The following is a 17,749-nucleotide window of genomic DNA, read 5'->3' as shown; positions in this document are numbered from 1 at the left end:
GGGTTGACTCTGAAAGAGGAAAGCGTAATATACGCCACCTCGCGACAGAGCGCTAAAGCGCGTCGCAACTGCTCTTTAACAATTTATCAGACAATCTGTGTGGGCACTCGAGGATACGGATTCTTAACGTCGCAAGACGAAAAATGAATACCAAGTCTCTGAGTGAACACGTAATTCATTACGAAGTTTAATTCACGAGCATCAAACTTAAATTGAAGAGTTTGATCATGGCTCAGATTGAACGCTGGCGGCAGGCCTAACACATGCAAGTCGAACGGTAGCACAGAGAGCTTGCTCTCGGGTGACGAGTGGCGGACGGGTGAGTAATGTCTGGGAAACTGCCCGATGGAGGGGGATAACTACTGGAAACGGTAGCTAATACCGCATAATGTCGCAAGACCAAAGAGGGGGACCTTCGGGCCTCTTGCCATCGGATGTGCCCAGATGGGATTAGCTTGTAGGTGAGGTAACGGCTCACCTAGGCGACGATCCCTAGCTGGTCTGAGAGGATGACCAGCCACACTGGAACTGAGACACGGTCCAGACTCCTACGGGAGGCAGCAGTGGGGAATATTGCACAATGGGCGCAAGCCTGATGCAGCCATGCCGCGTGTATGAAGAAGGCCTTCGGGTTGTAAAGTACTTTCAGCGAGGAGGAAGGCGTTGTGGTTAATAACCACAGCGATTGACGTTACTCGCAGAAGAAGCACCGGCTAACTCCGTGCCAGCAGCCGCGGTAATACGGAGGGTGCAAGCGTTAATCGGAATTACTGGGCGTAAAGCGCACGCAGGCGGTCTGTCAAGTCGGATGTGAAATCCCCGGGCTCAACCTGGGAACTGCATCCGAAACTGGCAGGCTAGAGTCTTGTAGAGGGGGGTAGAATTCCAGGTGTAGCGGTGAAATGCGTAGAGATCTGGAGGAATACCGGTGGCGAAGGCGGCCCCCTGGACAAAGACTGACGCTCAGGTGCGAAAGCGTGGGGAGCAAACAGGATTAGATACCCTGGTAGTCCACGCCGTAAACGATGTCGACTTGGAGGTTGTGCCCTTGAGGCGTGGCTTCCGGAGCTAACGCGTTAAGTCGACCGCCTGGGGAGTACGGCCGCAAGGTTAAAACTCAAATGAATTGACGGGGGCCCGCACAAGCGGTGGAGCATGTGGTTTAATTCGATGCAACGCGAAGAACCTTACCTACTCTTGACATCCAGAGAACTTAGCAGAGATGCTTTGGTGCCTTCGGGAACTCTGAGACAGGTGCTGCATGGCTGTCGTCAGCTCGTGTTGTGAAATGTTGGGTTAAGTCCCGCAACGAGCGCAACCCTTATCCTTTGTTGCCAGCGGTCCGGCCGGGAACTCAAAGGAGACTGCCAGTGATAAACTGGAGGAAGGTGGGGATGACGTCAAGTCATCATGGCCCTTACGAGTAGGGCTACACACGTGCTACAATGGCATATACAAAGAGAAGCGACCTCGCGAGAGCAAGCGGACCTCATAAAGTATGTCGTAGTCCGGATTGGAGTCTGCAACTCGACTCCATGAAGTCGGAATCGCTAGTAATCGTGGATCAGAATGCCACGGTGAATACGTTCCCGGGCCTTGTACACACCGCCCGTCACACCATGGGAGTGGGTTGCAAAAGAAGTAGGTAGCTTAACCTTCGGGAGGGCGCTTACCACTTTGTGATTCATGACTGGGGTGAAGTCGTAACAAGGTAACCGTAGGGGAACCTGCGGTTGGATCACCTCCTTACCTTAAAGAACCGACCTTTGCAGTGCTCACACAGATTGTCTGATGAAAAGTGAATAGCAAGGCGTCTTGCGATTGAGACTTCAGTGTCCCCTTCGTCTAGAGGCCCAGGACACCGCCCTTTCACGGCGGTAACAGGGGTTCGAATCCCCTAGGGGACGCCACTTGCTGGTTCGTGAGTGAAAGACGCGCACCCTGATATCTCAAAACTCATCTTCGGGTGATGTTTGAGATATTTGCTCTTTAAAAATCTGGATCAAGCTGAAAATTGAAACGACACACTGTGTCTGTTCTCCGTAATAAGAACAGATAAAAGGTGTGTTCGAGTCTCTCAAATTTTCGCAATCAGAAGTGAAACATCTTCGGGTTGTGAGGTTAAGCGACTAAGCGTACACGGTGGATGCCCTGGCAGTCAGAGGCGATGAAGGACGTGCTAATCTGCGATAAGCGCCGGTAAGGTGATATGAACCGTTATAACCGGCGATTTCCGAATGGGGAAACCCAGTGTGATTCGTCACACTATCGTTAACTGAATACATAGGTTAACGAAGCGAACCGGGGGAACTGAAACATCTAAGTACCCCGAGGAAAAGAAATCAACCGAGATTCCCCCAGTAGCGGCGAGCGAACGGGGAGCAGCCCAGAGTCTGAATCAGCATGTGTGTTAGTGGAACGGTCTGGAAAGTCCGACGGTACAGGGTGATAGTCCCGTACACAAAAATGCACAGGTTGTGAACTCGAAGAGTAGGGCGGGACACGTGGTATCCTGTCTGAATATGGGGGGACCATCCTCCAAGGCTAAATACTCCTGACTGACCGATAGTGAACCAGTACCGTGAGGGAAAGGCGAAAAGAACCCCGGCGAGGGGAGTGAAAAAGAACCTGAAACCGTGTACGTACAAGCAGTGGGAGCACCTTCGGGTGTGACTGCGTACCTTTTGTATAATGGGTCAGCGACTTATATTCTGTAGCAAGGTTAACCGTATAGGGGAGCCGAAGGGAAACCGAGTCTTAACTGGGCGTTAAGTTGCAGGGTATAGACCCGAAACCCGGTGATCTAGCCATGGGCAGGTTGAAGGTTGGGTAACACTAACTGGAGGACCGAACCGACTAATGTTGAAAAATTAGCGGATGACTTGTGGCTGGGGGTGAAAGGCCAATCAAACCGGGAGATAGCTGGTTCTCCCCGAAAGCTATTTAGGTAGCGCCTCGTGAATTCATCTTCGGGGGTAGAGCACTGTTTCGGCTAGGGGGTCATCCCGACTTACCAACCCGATGCAAACTGCGAATACCGAAGAATGTTATCACGGGAGACACACGGCGGGTGCTAACGTCCGTCGTGAAGAGGGAAACAACCCAGACCGCCAGCTAAGGTCCCAAAGTCATGGTTAAGTGGGAAACGATGTGGGAAGGCACAGACAGCCAGGATGTTGGCTTAGAAGCAGCCATCATTTAAAGAAAGCGTAATAGCTCACTGGTCGAGTCGGCCTGCGCGGAAGATGTAACGGGGCTAAACCATGCACCGAAGCTGCGGCAGCGACACTATGTGTTGTTGGGTAGGGGAGCGTTCTGTAAGCCGTTGAAGGTGGCCTGTGAGGGTTGCTGGAGGTATCAGAAGTGCGAATGCTGACATAAGTAACGATAATGCGGGTGAAAAACCCGCACGCCGGAAGACCAAGGGTTCCTGTCCAACGTTAATCGGGGCAGGGTGAGTCGACCCCTAAGGCGAGGCCGAAAGGCGTAGTCGATGGGAAACAGGTTAATATTCCTGTACTTGGTGTTACTGCGAAGGGGGGACGGAGAAGGCTATGTTGGCCGGGCGACGGTTGTCCCGGTTTAAGCATGTAGGCGGAGGTTCCAGGTAAATCCGGTACCTTTTAACGCTGAGGTGTGATGACGAGGCACTACGGTGCTGAAGTGACAAATGCCCTGCTTCCAGGAAAAGCCTCTAAGCATCAGGTAACACGAAATCGTACCCCAAACCGACACAGGTGGTCAGGTAGAGAATACCAAGGCGCTTGAGAGAACTCGGGTGAAGGAACTAGGCAAAATGGTGCCGTAACTTCGGGAGAAGGCACGCTGATATGTAGGTGAAGTGATTTACTCATGGAGCTGAAATCAGTCGAAGATACCAGCTGGCTGCAACTGTTTATTAAAAACACAGCACTGTGCAAACACGAAAGTGGACGTATACGGTGTGACGCCTGCCCGGTGCCGGAAGGTTAATTGATGGGGTTATCCGTAAGGAGAAGCTCTTGATCGAAGCCCCGGTAAACGGCGGCCGTAACTATAACGGTCCTAAGGTAGCGAAATTCCTTGTCGGGTAAGTTCCGACCTGCACGAATGGCGTAATGATGGCCAGGCTGTCTCCACCCGAGACTCAGTGAAATTGAACTCGCTGTGAAGATGCAGTGTACCCGCGGCAAGACGGAAAGACCCCGTGAACCTTTACTATAGCTTGACACTGAACACTGGTCCTTGATGTGTAGGATAGGTGGGAGGCTTTGAAGTGTGGACGCCAGTCTGCATGGAGCCATCCTTGAAATACCACCCTTTAATGGCTGGTGTTCTAACGTGGGCCCGTAATCCGGGTTGCGGACAGTGTCTGGTGGGTAGTTTGACTGGGGCGGTCTCCTCCCAAAGAGTAACGGAGGAGCACGAAGGTTAGCTAATCCTGGTCGGACATCAGGAGGTTAGTGCAAAGGCATAAGCTAGCTTGACTGCGAGAGTGACGGCTCGAGCAGGTGCGAAAGCAGGTCTTAGTGATCCGGTGGTTCTGAATGGAAGGGCCATCGCTCAACGGATAAAAGGTACTCCGGGGATAACAGGCTGATACCGCCCAAGAGTTCATATCGACGGCGGTGTTTGGCACCTCGATGTCGGCTCATCACATCCTGGGGCTGAAGTAGGTCCCAAGGGTATGGCTGTTCGCCATTTAAAGTGGTACGCGAGCTGGGTTTAGAACGTCGTGAGACAGTTCGGTCCCTATCTGCCGTGGGCGCTGGAGAATTGAGGGGGGCTGCTCCTAGTACGAGAGGACCGGAGTGGACGCATCACTGGTGTTCGGGTTGTCATGCCAATGGCACTGCCCGGTAGCTAAATGCGGAAGAGATAAGTGCTGAAAGCATCTAAGCACGAAACTTGCCCCGAGATGAGTTCTCCCTGAGACTTAGAGTCTCCTGAAGGAACGTTGAAGACGACGACGTTGATAGGTCGGGTGTGTAAGTGTAGCGATACATTGAGCTAACCGATACTAATGAACCGTGAGGCTTAACCTTACAACGCCGAAGATGTTTTGGCGAAAGACAGACATCAGTTTCAGCTTGATTACAGATGACATTAACCGGCGAAAAGCGGGTTAATAAACAGAATTTGCCTGGCGGCTGTAGCGCGGTGGTCCCACCTGACCCCATGCCGAACTCAGAAGTGAAACGCCGTAGCGCCGATGGTAGTGTGGGGTCTCCCCATGCGAGAGTAGGGAACTGCCAGGCATTAAATAAAGTGAAGAAGCCCGTCCTGCCGGATGGGCTTTTTTGCGTCTGTGTGAAATGAAACCTGCCGGATGCAGCGTCCCGCCTTATCCGGCCTACAGCCGTTGTTACCTGGATGTAGGCCTGATAAGCGCAGCGCATCAGGCAATCCCGCACTACGGAAAAGCTTGTCCTGCTACCCACCCCAAGATCGTCCACCGCTGTACGTCCCGTTACGATGAATCCCATTTTTATATAGATCCCTGGCGTCTGCTTACTGAAATTGGCTGTTAACGGCGAGATTGAGTTTACGTGTGGTGTTTGTGAGAGGTGGCGGGTCAGAAATAGGGTAAAACGATCGGCTGGAAGCTATCAGAAACTATAAAAGCAAAAACCCGCCTCAAGGGCGGGTTCTTTAAATAGTGGTGCCCGGACTCGGAATCGAACCAAGGACACGGGGATTTTCAATCCCCTGCTCTACCGACTGAGCTATCCGGGCAACGGGGCGCATTAAACCGTATTCGCGCCTGCCAGTCAATCAAATTTCAGGAAAAGCGGTTCAACCGCTTAATATTACGGCAATCTGTGCGTTTGTGCCTGAAGTTTGCACAAATCTTCCAGATCGCCACGATGCCGACAGGTCATGCAAAGTGCAAGAAGGACAGTATGGCAAAAGAGTGATTCGCTGAATTTTAATCACACGCTGACCAGGGCGGTTAACCGATTAATTCGCACCACCGTGGCGATGGCACGTTTTCAACGACTGATGGCGTTATGCTTACTCACACCGGCCAGGATGGGCTTGTTCGCTTAGGTTAGCGCGCCGCCCATACGGCACTGGGCAAAGCGCAGAATATCTTCCGCCAGACGGTGTGCCGTTTCGACATCAGCATGGCTACGATTCACCAGCATGCGGCTCAGACATCCCTCCAGCACCAGCTCCATCTGTTTGGCGACCATAGCCGGGTCGTCAACTTCCAGCGTAGTCAGTAGCTCATGAGTGAAGTCATGCGCTGCTTTTTTTTGTTGGTCGGCTAACTGGTGGATTGGATGTCCAGGATCGGGATAAAACGTGCAGGCGGCAATGAACAGGCAGCCGGGATAGCGATTATTGCTCACGCATTCGGACAGCGCGCTGTAGCGTGCCAGTAATTTCTGTTCCGCGCTCAGGGTCTCATCCAGCAAAAGCTGACGCCGCCAGATATCCACCCGCTGGCTGAGGTAACGTAACGCATCATACAGGATGGCCTCTTTATCTGGCCAAAAGCGCTGTAGTTCATCAAGCGGATAATCGATACGTTCGGCCACCATTTCCAGCGTGGTATTGGCTATCCCTTGAACCTCAAGTAATTTCAGGGCTTCTCCCAGGACATCTTCACGTTGCACGGTATTCTCCTCCGTATTTCCTTTTGCAAGTGTCGCTCACGGTTGACGATCGCGCAAATGTGCGCTGAAGGTCGCTGCATCCATAAATCCCGTTACCCGAGCCTCCGGATGCTCTTTACCCTCGGCATCAAAAAACAGGATAGTTGGCAAACCTAAAACCTGTAGATGTTTCAGGAGAGCGACATCCTTGGCATTGTTTGCAGTTACATCCGCCTGTAAAAGCACCGTGTCGCCTAGTGCTTGCTGAACCTGCGGATCGCTGAAGGTGTACTTCTCAAACTCCTTACAAGCCACGCACCAGTCGGCATACAAATCCAACATGACGGGCCTGCCTTTGGCTTGCGCCAGCACCTGATTTAACGCCTCTACCGAGGCCACCGGCGTAAAGTTAAGGTGTGTCTGGGTTTGAGCATGCGGCATGCCAAACGCCCAGTCCTGCAATGGACGTACACTGACAAGCGCTGCGGCTAACAGGACAATCTGCACGATACGCATCCAGGCGTGCTTTGCCTGCAGGCTGGTAATGAATGCCCAGCTAAAGAACGCGACGCCCAACAGTGACCACAGGCGCACGCCCCATTCGTCGCCAATGATGCGTTCAAGCAAGAAGACGGGAAGCGCCAGGATGACGAAGCCGAAAGCGGTTTTAACATGTTCCATCCATGGACCGCTTTTAGGCAGCAGGCGGTTGCCAAAGACGGTAATCAACATCAGCGGCAAGCCCATCCCCAGCGCGTACAGATACAGCGTACCGCCTCCCAGCCACATATTTCCGCTCTGAGCGATATACAGCAAAATCGCGCTTAGCGGCGCGGTTGTGCAAGGAGAACAGATGAGACCCGCAATCGCCCCCATCGCAAAGACGCTACCGGGAGAGCCGCCTTGCTGGCGGTTACTCAGCAACGTGAGGCGCGTTTGCAATGAGGAAGGGAGTTGCAGCGTGAACAAGCCGAACATAGACAGAGCCAGCAGCGTAAAGATGATGGCAAGACCGATCAGAACATAAGGATGCTGTAATGCCGCCTGAAACTGTAATCCGGCGGCGGCAACAACCAGACCCAGCGCAGTATAGGTGAGCGCCATTCCCTGGACGTAGATAAACGTCAGCAGCAGCGCCCTACCGGTTGATAACCGTTGCTTGCCGCCCAGCACGATGCCGGAAATCAGCGGATACATCGGCAGTACGCAGGGCGTGAAAGCGATGCCAATGCCGATTAGCAATGCCCACAGCGCGGAAAAGGGGAGCTGGGCTGCGGGCTGTGGTTTCTCTTCCGGGGCCTCAGTGACAGGTGCGGTAACCGGAGCTCCCCCGACAGCGGCTGACACTTCACTTAAGGGAACTGTTTTAGTTTCCGGCGGATAGCAAAAACCGGCGTCGGCACAGCCCTGGTACGTGACCGTTAATGTTGCGCCAGTTGCGGCCTGATTAACCGTGACCGGAATATTCAACTGTTTACGGTAAATCTCACTTTTGCCGTAAAACTCATCTTCATGCCAGACGCCAGGCGGCAGTTTTATCTCGGCAATATCGGCCTGAGATGGCGTAATGCTTATCTGTTTGCGATAGAGATAGTAGCCATCTTTGACCTGCCATGAGAGGTTCAGATCGTGTTGGTTTTGCTGAAAATCAAAAACAAACGCCCGATCGGCAGGAACAAACTGCGAGCGGCCGGGCGCGTCAAATAATCCGGCAAAGGTAGATGTGCTGCACAGCAGCAGGATCAGCGTAAGGATGCGTTGAGCCATGAGCGGTAATCAAAGTCTCCGTGAGTGACGGGTAAAACCAGAAGTTCAGGTGTTTGATACGGGTGATGTGACTTCAGGCAATCGAGAAGGGCTTGCTGGTGCGTGACGGTGGTTTTTAAAATCATCTGGACTTCATATTCCTGCTCCAGTTTACCTTCCCAATAATAGAGGGAGGTTGCACCGGGCAGAAGTGTCACGCAGGCTGCCAGCTTTTCCGCCAGCACTTTTGCAGCCAGATCCTGGGCGGTTGCTTCATCCGGAGCAGTACAGAGCACCACAACGGTATCGGGGATGGAAATATCCTGACTCTTTACATCAAGCATAAACACCTCGAAAGAACAGAGTAACCAGCTAAAGAGTGGTCACTATACAACGGACGAGGGAAGGATGTTAGCTAAAGCGGGGTGAGGAGGAGGAACTGCAGGGCGCACGAGCACCCTGCAGAAAAAACTTACAGCATGAAGCTACCCAGCAAGAAGCCGAAGCAGACAGCCAGAACTACACCCAGAGTACCCGGGATGAAGAACGGATGGTTAAAGACGAATTTACCGATGCGGGTTGTACCAGTGTCATCCATCTGAACTGCCGCAACCAGCGTTGGGTAGGTTGGCAGAATGAACAGGCCGGAAACAGCTGCGAAGGAGGCAACAGCGGTCAGCGGGGAAACGTTCAGCGCCAAAGCCATCGGCATCAGTGCTTTAGCGGTTGCTGCCTGAGAGTACAGCAGTGCAGAAGCAAAGAAGAAGATGACGGCCAGCAGCCACGGATGACCCTGAATTACGCTACCTGCAGTATCTTTGATCCAGTCAATGTTGTGAGATACGAAGGTATCACCCAACCACGCAACGCCCAGGATACAAATACAGGCGCTCATACCGGCTTTGAAGGTGCTGGAGTTGAGAATGGAGTCAGTTTCAACGCGGCAGATGATGGTAGTCAGCGTCGCGATGCTCAGCATGATGATCAGGATAGCGTTGGTGGTATTCATCAGCGGTTTAGCGACCAGACCGAGGCTTGGGCTGTTAACGATCGCATAGACAACAACGCAAATTACGCCCAGCAGGAACAGCCAAACGGAAGTTTTTGCGCCTGCTTTGATTTCAACTTGTCTTTCACCGCGCAGTTCAACCAAACCTTCTTCCAGACGTTTACGATAAATCGGATCGTCAGACAGTTTAGAGTTGAATAGCATAGTCACCAGGAAGGACATTACCAGAACGGCCAGCAGGGTGGACGGAATAACCACGGACAGCAGGTGAATATAGCTGATGCCATGACCTTCCATTACGGAAGACATGTAAACCACGGCTGCAGAGATTGGTGATGCTGTGATCGCAATCTGAGCAGAAACCACCGCAGTTGAGAGCGGACGGCAAGGTTTGATCCCTTGTTCCTTCGCAACTTCAGCAATAACCGGCAGAGTTGCCAGAGAGATGTTACCCGTACCCGCAAAGATGGTCAGGAAATAGGTCACGATGGGTGCCAGGATCGTGATGTATTTCGGGTTCTTACGCAGCAGTTTTTCAGTTTGATGAACCAGATAGTCCAGACCACCTGCAATCTGCATAGCTGAGATGGCAGCGATAACCGCCATGATAATGGAAATGACATCGAACGGGATATTACCGGGTTTTACGCCGATAGCGGCGAGAACCAGGACACCCAGCCCACCTGCAAATCCAATACCGATACCCCCAAGTCTGGCACCTAAAAAGATTGCCAGCAAAACGATGATAAGTTCTAAAACTATCATATTAGCCTTCCTTGTTGTTTAACAAGTTGATATTAAATTGTTGTTTTTAAGTAACTTCGTGCAAGAAAAAAGGCACGTCATCTGACGTGCCTTCTCTGGTACTACCCTACACGATTACTGCTCGCTTTCATCAGTATAACGTTTTGCTTTATAAGCCGGGTGCATCAGGTTCTGTACTGAGAAGATATCGTCCAGTTCGGCTTCGGTCAACAGGCCGCGCTCGAGGACAACTTCACGTACGCTCTTACCGGTTTCGGCACAAATTTTACCAACGATGTCGCCGTTGTGGTGGCCGATAAACGGGTTGAGGTAAGTAACGATACCGATAGAGTTGTATACGAATGCTTCGCACACTTCTTTGTTAGCAGTAATGCCGCTAACGCATTTTTCCAACAGGTTGTAGCAAGCGTTGCTCAGAATGTGAATGGATTCGAACATTGCCTGGCCGATTACTGGCTCCATAACGTTCAGCTGCAGCTGACCTGCTTCAGACGCCATGGTGACAGTGATGTCGTTACCGATGACTTTAAAGCACACCTGGTTTACGACTTCCGGAACAACCGGGTTCACTTTAGCTGGCATGATGGAAGAGCCAGCCTGCAGTTCCGGCAGGTTGATCTCGTTCAGGCCGGCACGTGGACCAGAGGAGAGCAAACGCAGGTCGTTACAGATTTTGGACATCTTCACAGCCAGACGTTTCAGTGCACCATGCACCATAACGTATGCGCCGCAGTCAGAAGTTGCTTCAATCAGGTCTTCTGCAGGAACACAGGCAAAACCGGTAACTTCAGCCAGTTTTTTCACTGCCAGCGGAGAGTATTCTTTCGGTGTGTTCAGACCCGTACCGATTGCCGTTGCGCCGAGGTTAACTTCCAGCAGCAGCTCTGCAGTACGCCCAATGTTTTTCACTTCTTCTTTCAGCAGGATGCTGAAAGCACGGAATTCCTGACCGAGGGTCATCGGCACAGCATCCTGCAACTGGGTACGACCCATTTTCAGGATGTCCTGGAATTCATCGGCTTTTTTCTCGAAGCCTTCACGCAGCTGGTTCAGGGCATCAATCAGTTTGATGATGGATGCGTATACCGCGATGCGGAAACCGGTTGGGTATGCGTCGTTGGTAGACTGACATTTGTTAACGTGGTCGTTCGGGTTCAGGTACTGATATTCACCTTTCTGGTGACCCATCAGTTCCAGACCGATATTGGCCAGCACTTCGTTGGTGTTCATGTTGACGGAGGTACCCGCACCACCCTGGTAAACGTCTACCGGGAACTGATCCATGCATTTTCCGTTATTCAGGACTTCATCACACGCCGCGATGATGGCATTTGCCACACTTTTAGGAATGGTTTGCAGCTCTTTGTTGGCCATCGCCGCTGCCTTTTTCACCATTACCATGCCGCGAACAAATTCAGGAATGTCGCTGATTTTGTTGTTGCTAATGTAGAAGTTTTCAATCGCTCTCAGAGTGTGAACACCATAGTAAGCGTCCGCTGGAACTTCCCTGGTACCCAACAAGTCTTCTTCGATACGAATGTTGTTTAACATGTGAACCTTCTTTTTCAAGCTGCCAATGATTTGACTAAACACACAGGATATATGTGATTTCGATTGTTTCTCGACCGACGATTATCCCCTGCATCGGTCTGATACCCGAGATCATATGCTGGTTCAGGATTTCTACCGTAATCTGGATCACTTAAAGCGTGGAATTTACCCCTTATTTATTATTCTGTGAAATAGATCACCCCTTTAGGATTAACACTAAATATTAGTGTACAAGCGACTTGAAATTTTGCTAACCACCTCAATATCTGACTGATGCGAGTCATATAATTTTTGAACAGACGTTGTACAAAACGCCTGTTATTAACAGGAGTCCCCTTTGCGCTGGATACCATTACTTGCCATTTTTCTCTATGTTTACATAGAGATATCTATTTTTATTCAGGTTGCCCATGTGTTGGGTGTTCTGATGACCCTGATTTTGGTTATTTTTACGTCGGTTATCGGGATGTCTCTGGTTCGTAATCAGGGATTTAAGAACTTTTTACTGATGCAACAAAAAATGGCGGCAGGTGAAAGCCCGGCTGCAGAAATGATCAAGAGCGTTTCGCTGATTATTGCCGGTCTGCTATTAGTGCTGCCGGGTTTTTTCACCGATTTTCTTGGTCTTCTTCTTTTATTACCCCCGGTGCAGAAGCATCTGACGATGAAACTGCTGCCACATTTGCGTTTTTCTCGTATGCCCGGCGGTGGTTTTAGCGCCGGAACGGGTGGGGGCGAGACCTTTGACGGTGAGTTCCAGCGCAAAGACGAGCATCGTGACAGTATCGAACATAAAGACGATCGTCGGGATTAAGCATCAGTATGTAGGCCGGATAAGCGTTAGCGCCATCCGGCACGTGTTCATATGCCGGATGATGGCGTCAGCGTCGACTTATCCGGCCTGCCGGGTAAAAATAACCACAGCGCAGCCAGCATAATCAGCGCATACAGGCTCTTCCAACCCACCATCGCCAGCAATAGCAGACATAGCAAACCGCCAACGATCGCCAATGCGCGATAGTGTCCTTTCAGTAATCGACAACCTGCCAGCATGCACAGCAGATAAATCATAATAAAGATGCCGTTAGCGTAGACGATTAACGCATCGAGATTGATTTGCAGCATATAGATGCACAAAGTACTGACCACGCAGCAACCTAGCACGGCGTTCAGCGCATTGCGCGGAAGGTGACGAGGGGAAAGACGCGCCAGATAACTCCCCGGCTTGTATTGTGCTTGCGACCAGACCAGCCGGGCGAAACTTTGAATATAAATGTTGAGACTGGCAAAGCAGGCCAGATAACCAATAATGCAGGCGACCCACAGTGCCTGTACGCCAAACAGCTGTACAACAATTTCTGGCAGTGATGCCGCCGCCGCCATTTTCTCGCCATAAGCGCCAAAATGGAGGACGACGACGGTGCATGCCCAGTAGACAGAACCTGCCAGCAGTAGACCGATCATTAGCGCGCGCGGGAAGTCTCGCTCCGGATTTTTAAATTCAGAGGCCAGGTGGGCAAATGCTTCAAGACCGACAAAGCACCAGAACATCACTGACAGGGCAGCGAACAGTCCGGGAAGCTCAATTTCGCTAATTGCAGGGAAGGGGATTTCACTGGGTTTTAGATCGCCCGCCCACCAGATGGCGACAATCAGGGCCACGATCAGCCCGGCAATGACCGTTTGTAGGTTAGCGCTGGAGCTGGCGCCGCGGGAGCCTATGTACCAGACCAACGCCAATGTACCGAGTTCTGCCAGCAGAAGCTGCTCGTCATGCCAGCCAAACATCGCCTGGCCGAATCCTGCGGCAATATGTAATGCCGCAGGCAAGCCAACCGGGATTACCGACAAAAACAGCCATCCGGTGACGCGCTCCAGGCGCGAGCCAAAGGCCATACCGACAAAATGCGCCACGCCGCCCGCGCTGGGGAAATGGCGGCCGAGCACGGCAAAGACAATCGCCACGGGAAAGACTAAAACAATCAGCACCGGCCAGGCCCAAAGACTGTTGTTGCCAGCGACCAGCGCAGCCAGCGCGGGGACGGCAAAAACGCCTGTACCTAATAATGATGTCGACAACAGGCCAACGCCCTGAGCCAGTCCCAGCTCTTGTTTCAGTCCGCTCATAAGTTGTTATCCGGTTATGCCCATTGACCGGGCTACAGCGCAGATTTTGATGGTATCACAATCGGATTTGCTTATGACGACGTGACTGAAATCGTTATGAAATGTGAGGCGTGTCGGTGTTTTGACGGGATTTTCTGCTGATAAAAAATTTTTTTCGCTTGCCCCCTTGAAGGCACAAAAGCCCATCCCCATCTCTCTGGTCACTAGCCGGGAAACCGTTTACGGGCCGGCGTCACCCATAACTGATAAAGACTTTCTCAAAGGAGAGCTATCAATGAGTATTCGTCCGTTACATGATCGTGTGATCGTCAAACGTAAAGAAGTTGAATCCAAATCTGCTGGCGGCATCGTACTGACCGGTTCTGCAGCAGGTAAATCAACTCGTGGCGAAATCATCGCTGTCGGTAAGGGTCGCATCCTGGACAACGGTACCGTACAGCCGCTGGACGTGAAAGTCGGCGATATCGTTATTTTCAACGATGGCTACGGTGTTAAATCTGAGAAGATCGACAATGAAGAAGTGTTGATCATGTCTGAAAGTGACATCCTGGCAATTGTTGAAGCCTAATCCGCGAACGACACTGAACATACGAATTTAAGGGAAAGAGAAAATGGCAGCTAAAGACGTAAAATTCGGTAACGACGCTCGTGTGAAAATGCTGCGCGGCGTAAACGTACTGGCAGATGCAGTGAAAGTTACCCTCGGTCCAAAAGGCCGTAACGTAGTTCTGGATAAATCTTTCGGTGCACCGACCATCACTAAAGATGGTGTTTCCGTAGCACGTGAAATCGAACTGGAAGACAAGTTCGAAAACATGGGTGCGCAGATGGTGAAAGAAGTTGCCTCTAAAGCGAATGACGCTGCAGGCGACGGTACCACCACCGCAACCGTACTGGCTCAGTCCATCATTACTGAAGGTCTGAAAGCTGTTGCTGCGGGTATGAACCCAATGGATCTGAAACGTGGTATCGACAAAGCTGTCGCTGCTGCCGTTGAAGAACTGAAAGCGCTGTCCGTACCGTGCTCTGACTCTAAAGCAATCGCTCAGGTTGGTACCATCTCCGCTAACTCCGACGAAACCGTAGGTAAACTGATCGCAGAAGCGATGGACAAAGTCGGTAAAGAAGGCGTGATCACCGTTGAAGACGGTACCGGTCTGCAGGACGAACTGGACGTGGTTGAAGGTATGCAGTTCGACCGTGGCTACCTGTCTCCTTACTTCATCAACAAGCCGGAAACTGGCGCTGTTGAACTGGAAAGCCCGTTCATCCTGCTGGCTGATAAGAAAATCTCCAACATCCGCGAAATGCTGCCGGTTCTGGAAGCTGTCGCGAAAGCAGGCAAACCACTGCTGATTATCGCAGAAGATGTTGAAGGCGAAGCGCTGGCAACTCTGGTTGTTAACACCATGCGCGGTATCGTGAAAGTGGCTGCTGTTAAAGCACCTGGCTTCGGCGATCGTCGTAAAGCGATGCTGCAGGATATCGCTACCCTGACCGGTGGTACCGTTATCTCTGAAGAGATCGGTATGGAACTGGAAAAAGCCACTCTGGAAGATCTGGGCCAGGCAAAACGCGTTGTTATCAATAAAGACACCACCACCATCATTGATGGCGTGGGCGATGAAGCGGCAATCCAGGGTCGTGTGACTCAGATTCGTCAGCAGATCGAAGAAGCTACTTCAGACTACGACCGTGAAAAACTGCAGGAGCGCGTAGCGAAACTGGCAGGCGGCGTTGCGGTAATCAAAGTTGGTGCTGCGACTGAAGTTGAAATGAAAGAGAAGAAAGCCCGCGTTGAAGATGCCCTGCACGCAACCCGTGCTGCGGTAGAAGAAGGCGTGGTTGCTGGTGGTGGTGTTGCGCTGATTCGCGTAGCGTCCAAAATTGCCGGCCTGAAAGGTCAGAACGAAGACCAGAACGTCGGTATCAAAGTTGCGCTGCGCGCAATGGAAGCTCCGCTGCGTCAAATCGTTCTGAACTGCGGCGAAGAGCCGTCTGTAGTGGCTAACACCGTGAAAGCGGGTGACGGTAACTACGGTTACAACGCTGCAACTGAAGAATACGGCAACATGATCGACATGGGTATCCTGGATCCAACCAAAGTAACGCGTTCTGCTCTGCAGTACGCAGCTTCTGTTGCGGGTCTGATGATCACCACCGAGTGCATGGTTACCGATCTGCCGAAAGGCGATGCGCCTGACTTAGGTGCTGCTGGTGGTATGGGCGGCATGGGTGGAATGGGCGGCATGATGTAATTTAATCTTCATACTTCAAGCCGCAGGTTCGTTGGCTGCGTTCGTACACCCCAGTCACTTACTTGTGTAAGCTCCTGGGGGTCATGAACTTGCCGCCTGCCTGCAACTTGAATTATTTGATTAAATACGCCTCTCGCGAAAAATGAGAAACCCCCGGGCAGAAATGTCTGGGGGTTTTTCTTTTGGTCATCTTTTTAGTATATGATTCAGCTACGGACATAACGTCCAACTAATTGATTATGGGGAATGACATGCACGTGAAATATTTAGCAGGGATCGTTGGTGCCGCGCTACTGATGGCGGGTTGTAGCTCCAGCAACGAACTGAGTTCAGCCGGACAAAACGTACGCTTTGTCGAAGACAAGCCAGGCGCAGAGTGCCAGCTGATTGGCACTGCAACCGGTACGCAGAGCAACTGGCTTTCTGGTCAGCATGGCGAAGAGGGTGGGTCTATGCGTGGCGCAGCGAACGATCTGCGTAACCAGGCCGCAGCAATGGGGGGTAACGTAATTTACGGCGTCAGCAGCCCATCACAGGGAATGCTGTCCAGTTTTGTTCCTACCGCCAGTGAGATGAATGGTCAGGTTTATAAGTGCCCAAACTGATAAAAGCTGTTGATGCCGGATGGCGACGCTAAAGCGTCTTATCCGGCCTACGGTATAAATGATCGTAGGCCTGATAAGCGCAGCGCCATCAGGCATTCTGAGCTTTATGCGCAGACTGAACGCGTAAATGATGTAGCGCGCGCAAACACTGATCCTGATTGAGCTTTTGGGTTTTATCTCCCGTCAACGTTTTGACAAACACCTGGCACGGGACACCGGCAAGTTTTTTCAGTCGTGGGCTGAAGTCCAGAAGGCGTCGGGTAATGGCCTCAGCTTCTTTACTGCCGGAAAGGGCGCGAGTTTTCACTACTGAGCCACAGAATTGAGCTTTACCCTTTTCATCCTTATAGCGGTAGATAATCGCCAGGTAATGGTTAAACAGGTTATGTTTCCATTCTGGTTGTGTATATGAATCATATTCAAGATTATCGTTTTGCTGGCAGTCAACATCGTACAGCGGCAGAAAATCCAGCAGCGATGTTATTCTTAGCGCTAATTCCTGCATGCCAGCATTTTTTATTGCATGAATGATTGCATAGGCTAATACCTGGATCTGCAGTTCATTAATCAGTAATTCGTGGATTTGTCCGTTATGCAGTGTCAGAGAAAATGCTAAGCTTTCTCCTTTATCATCCACTAACACCAGAGAATTGATGCGACGGTTTATATCCGCATTTTTTAACTCATCTTCCTGAATTAAAGGGATATTCTCGTGCATCTTTTTACTGGCTTTGTCGCGTTCTTTTTCATATCGCAAACGCGCTTCTTCGCTAAGCTGGTGCTTCGCATGGAGTCTGCTCTCCAGAGCGATAAGCAGATCTCTTAGCCCCAACGGTGAGAGGAAAAACAGTGACTCTTTATTTCTTGGTTCTTTGATCTTGAGTGCCAGAGCAATAAATTCATTCTTCTGACGAATAACACCGGTATTAATACCCTTAATACTAATAGCCATCCAGGGTTCTCCCTAACCATATATTTATTGGGGATTTATATTTTTATTAATTTATAAATTTTGCAAATGAGTTGTTGCACAGTACCAGTTAAAATAGCACATATTAAAAGTGCGACTCCACCTGCACGGATATTAAATACTCGGGATTGGTAGTG

11 protein-coding genes, 2 tRNA genes and 3 rRNA genes are annotated in these 17,749 nt (G+C 51.1%); 8 read left to right on the top strand and 8 right to left on the bottom strand.

The genetic code is table 11. From position 1 onward, the window contains the following. The first annotated feature begins 209 nt into the window (after positions 1-209). From M4I31_RS21655 to rrf, 4 genes are all read left to right on the top strand, one after another. Positions 210-1,749: ribosomal RNA gene (locus tag M4I31_RS21655) — 16S ribosomal RNA — on the top strand. An 85-nt stretch (positions 1,750-1,834) separates the two neighbouring features. Further along, a tRNA-Glu gene (locus tag M4I31_RS21650) sits at positions 1,835-1,910 on the top strand. A gap of 209 nt (positions 1,911-2,119) precedes the next feature. Beyond that, positions 2,120-5,024 (top strand): 23S ribosomal RNA (locus M4I31_RS21645). 97 nt (positions 5,025-5,121) lie between these two features. After that, a 5S ribosomal RNA gene (gene rrf, locus M4I31_RS21640) occupies positions 5,122-5,237 on the top strand. The 16S, 23S and 5S rRNA genes sit together here with 1 tRNA gene alongside, the layout of an rRNA operon. 402 nt (positions 5,238-5,639) lie before the next feature. Here rrf and M4I31_RS21635 read toward each other — a convergent pair. The 6 genes from M4I31_RS21635 to aspA form a co-directional block, all read right to left on the bottom strand. Further along, positions 5,640-5,715, bottom strand: a tRNA-Phe gene (locus M4I31_RS21635). 311 nt (positions 5,716-6,026) lie between these two features. After that, positions 6,027-6,602 carry a transcriptional regulator gene (locus M4I31_RS21630; RefSeq protein ID WP_006686267.1) on the bottom strand — a complete coding sequence of 192 codons (576 nt, stop codon included), beginning with the start codon at positions 6,600-6,602 and terminating at the stop codon, positions 6,027-6,029. Positions 6,603-6,638: 36 nt separating this feature from the next. Then, positions 6,639-8,348 carry a protein-disulfide reductase DsbD gene (locus M4I31_RS21625; protein ID WP_085048481.1) on the bottom strand — a complete coding sequence of 570 codons (1,710 nt, stop codon included), beginning with the start codon at positions 8,346-8,348 and terminating at the stop codon, positions 6,639-6,641. Continuing rightward, positions 8,324-8,671, bottom strand: coding sequence for a divalent cation tolerance protein CutA (gene cutA / locus M4I31_RS21620; RefSeq protein WP_003025447.1), 348 nt, complete (start codon positions 8,669-8,671; stop codon positions 8,324-8,326). Before cutA ends, M4I31_RS21625 begins: the two co-directional genes overlap by 25 nt. 128 nt (positions 8,672-8,799) lie before the next feature. Continuing rightward, the gene (gene dcuA / locus M4I31_RS21615) at positions 8,800-10,101 is read right to left on the bottom strand and encodes an anaerobic C4-dicarboxylate transporter DcuA (RefSeq protein WP_038636462.1); all 1,302 of its coding nucleotides are present in this window, start codon (positions 10,099-10,101) and stop codon (positions 8,800-8,802) included. A gap of 114 nt (positions 10,102-10,215) precedes the next feature. Beyond that, on the bottom strand, positions 10,216-11,652 hold the full coding sequence (gene aspA, locus M4I31_RS21610) for an aspartate ammonia-lyase (RefSeq protein WP_032940252.1): 1,437 nt from the start codon (positions 11,650-11,652) through the stop codon (positions 10,216-10,218). Positions 11,653-11,989: 337 nt separating this feature from the next. On the opposite strand from aspA, the gene M4I31_RS21605 reads away from it, so the two are divergent. Beyond that, positions 11,990-12,466 carry an FxsA family protein gene (locus M4I31_RS21605; RefSeq protein WP_006686272.1) on the top strand — a complete coding sequence of 159 codons (477 nt, stop codon included), beginning with the start codon at positions 11,990-11,992 and terminating at the stop codon, positions 12,464-12,466. Between the two features lie 47 nt (positions 12,467-12,513). Here the strand turns inward: M4I31_RS21605 and yjeH are convergent, their stop codons facing one another. Further along, on the bottom strand, positions 12,514-13,779 hold the full coding sequence (yjeH, locus tag M4I31_RS21600; RefSeq protein ID WP_038636468.1) for an L-methionine/branched-chain amino acid transporter: 1,266 nt from the start codon (positions 13,777-13,779) through the stop codon (positions 12,514-12,516). Between the two features lie 274 nt (positions 13,780-14,053). Between yjeH and M4I31_RS21595 the strand changes: the two genes are divergently transcribed. From M4I31_RS21595 to M4I31_RS21585, 3 genes are all read left to right on the top strand, one after another. Next, positions 14,054-14,347 (top strand): co-chaperone GroES, encoded by a 294-nt coding sequence (locus M4I31_RS21595; RefSeq protein WP_000027827.1) that lies wholly within the window; start codon positions 14,054-14,056, stop codon positions 14,345-14,347. A gap of 43 nt (positions 14,348-14,390) precedes the next feature. Then, on the top strand, positions 14,391-16,037 hold the full coding sequence (gene groL, locus M4I31_RS21590; RefSeq protein WP_006686275.1) for a chaperonin GroEL: 1,647 nt from the start codon (positions 14,391-14,393) through the stop codon (positions 16,035-16,037). Positions 16,038-16,288: 251 nt separating this feature from the next. Continuing rightward, positions 16,289-16,642 carry a DUF4156 domain-containing protein gene (locus tag M4I31_RS21585; RefSeq protein ID WP_038636474.1) on the top strand — a complete coding sequence of 118 codons (354 nt, stop codon included), beginning with the start codon at positions 16,289-16,291 and terminating at the stop codon, positions 16,640-16,642. Between the two features lie 88 nt (positions 16,643-16,730). On the opposite strand, the gene yjeJ is transcribed toward M4I31_RS21585, so the two are convergent. Then, the gene (yjeJ, locus tag M4I31_RS21580) at positions 16,731-17,594 is read right to left on the bottom strand and encodes a YjeJ family protein (protein ID WP_085048478.1); all 864 of its coding nucleotides are present in this window, start codon (positions 17,592-17,594) and stop codon (positions 16,731-16,733) included. Positions 17,595-17,749: the final 155 nt, after the last annotated feature.

Origin of the sequence: Citrobacter sp. XT1-2-2 (assembly GCF_023516235.1) — a bacterium.
Classification (GTDB): domain Bacteria; phylum Pseudomonadota; class Gammaproteobacteria; order Enterobacterales; family Enterobacteriaceae; genus Citrobacter; species Citrobacter werkmanii.
Note: the sequence above shows the minus strand (reverse complement) of the source record. Positions and strands in the feature narration are given on the sequence as shown.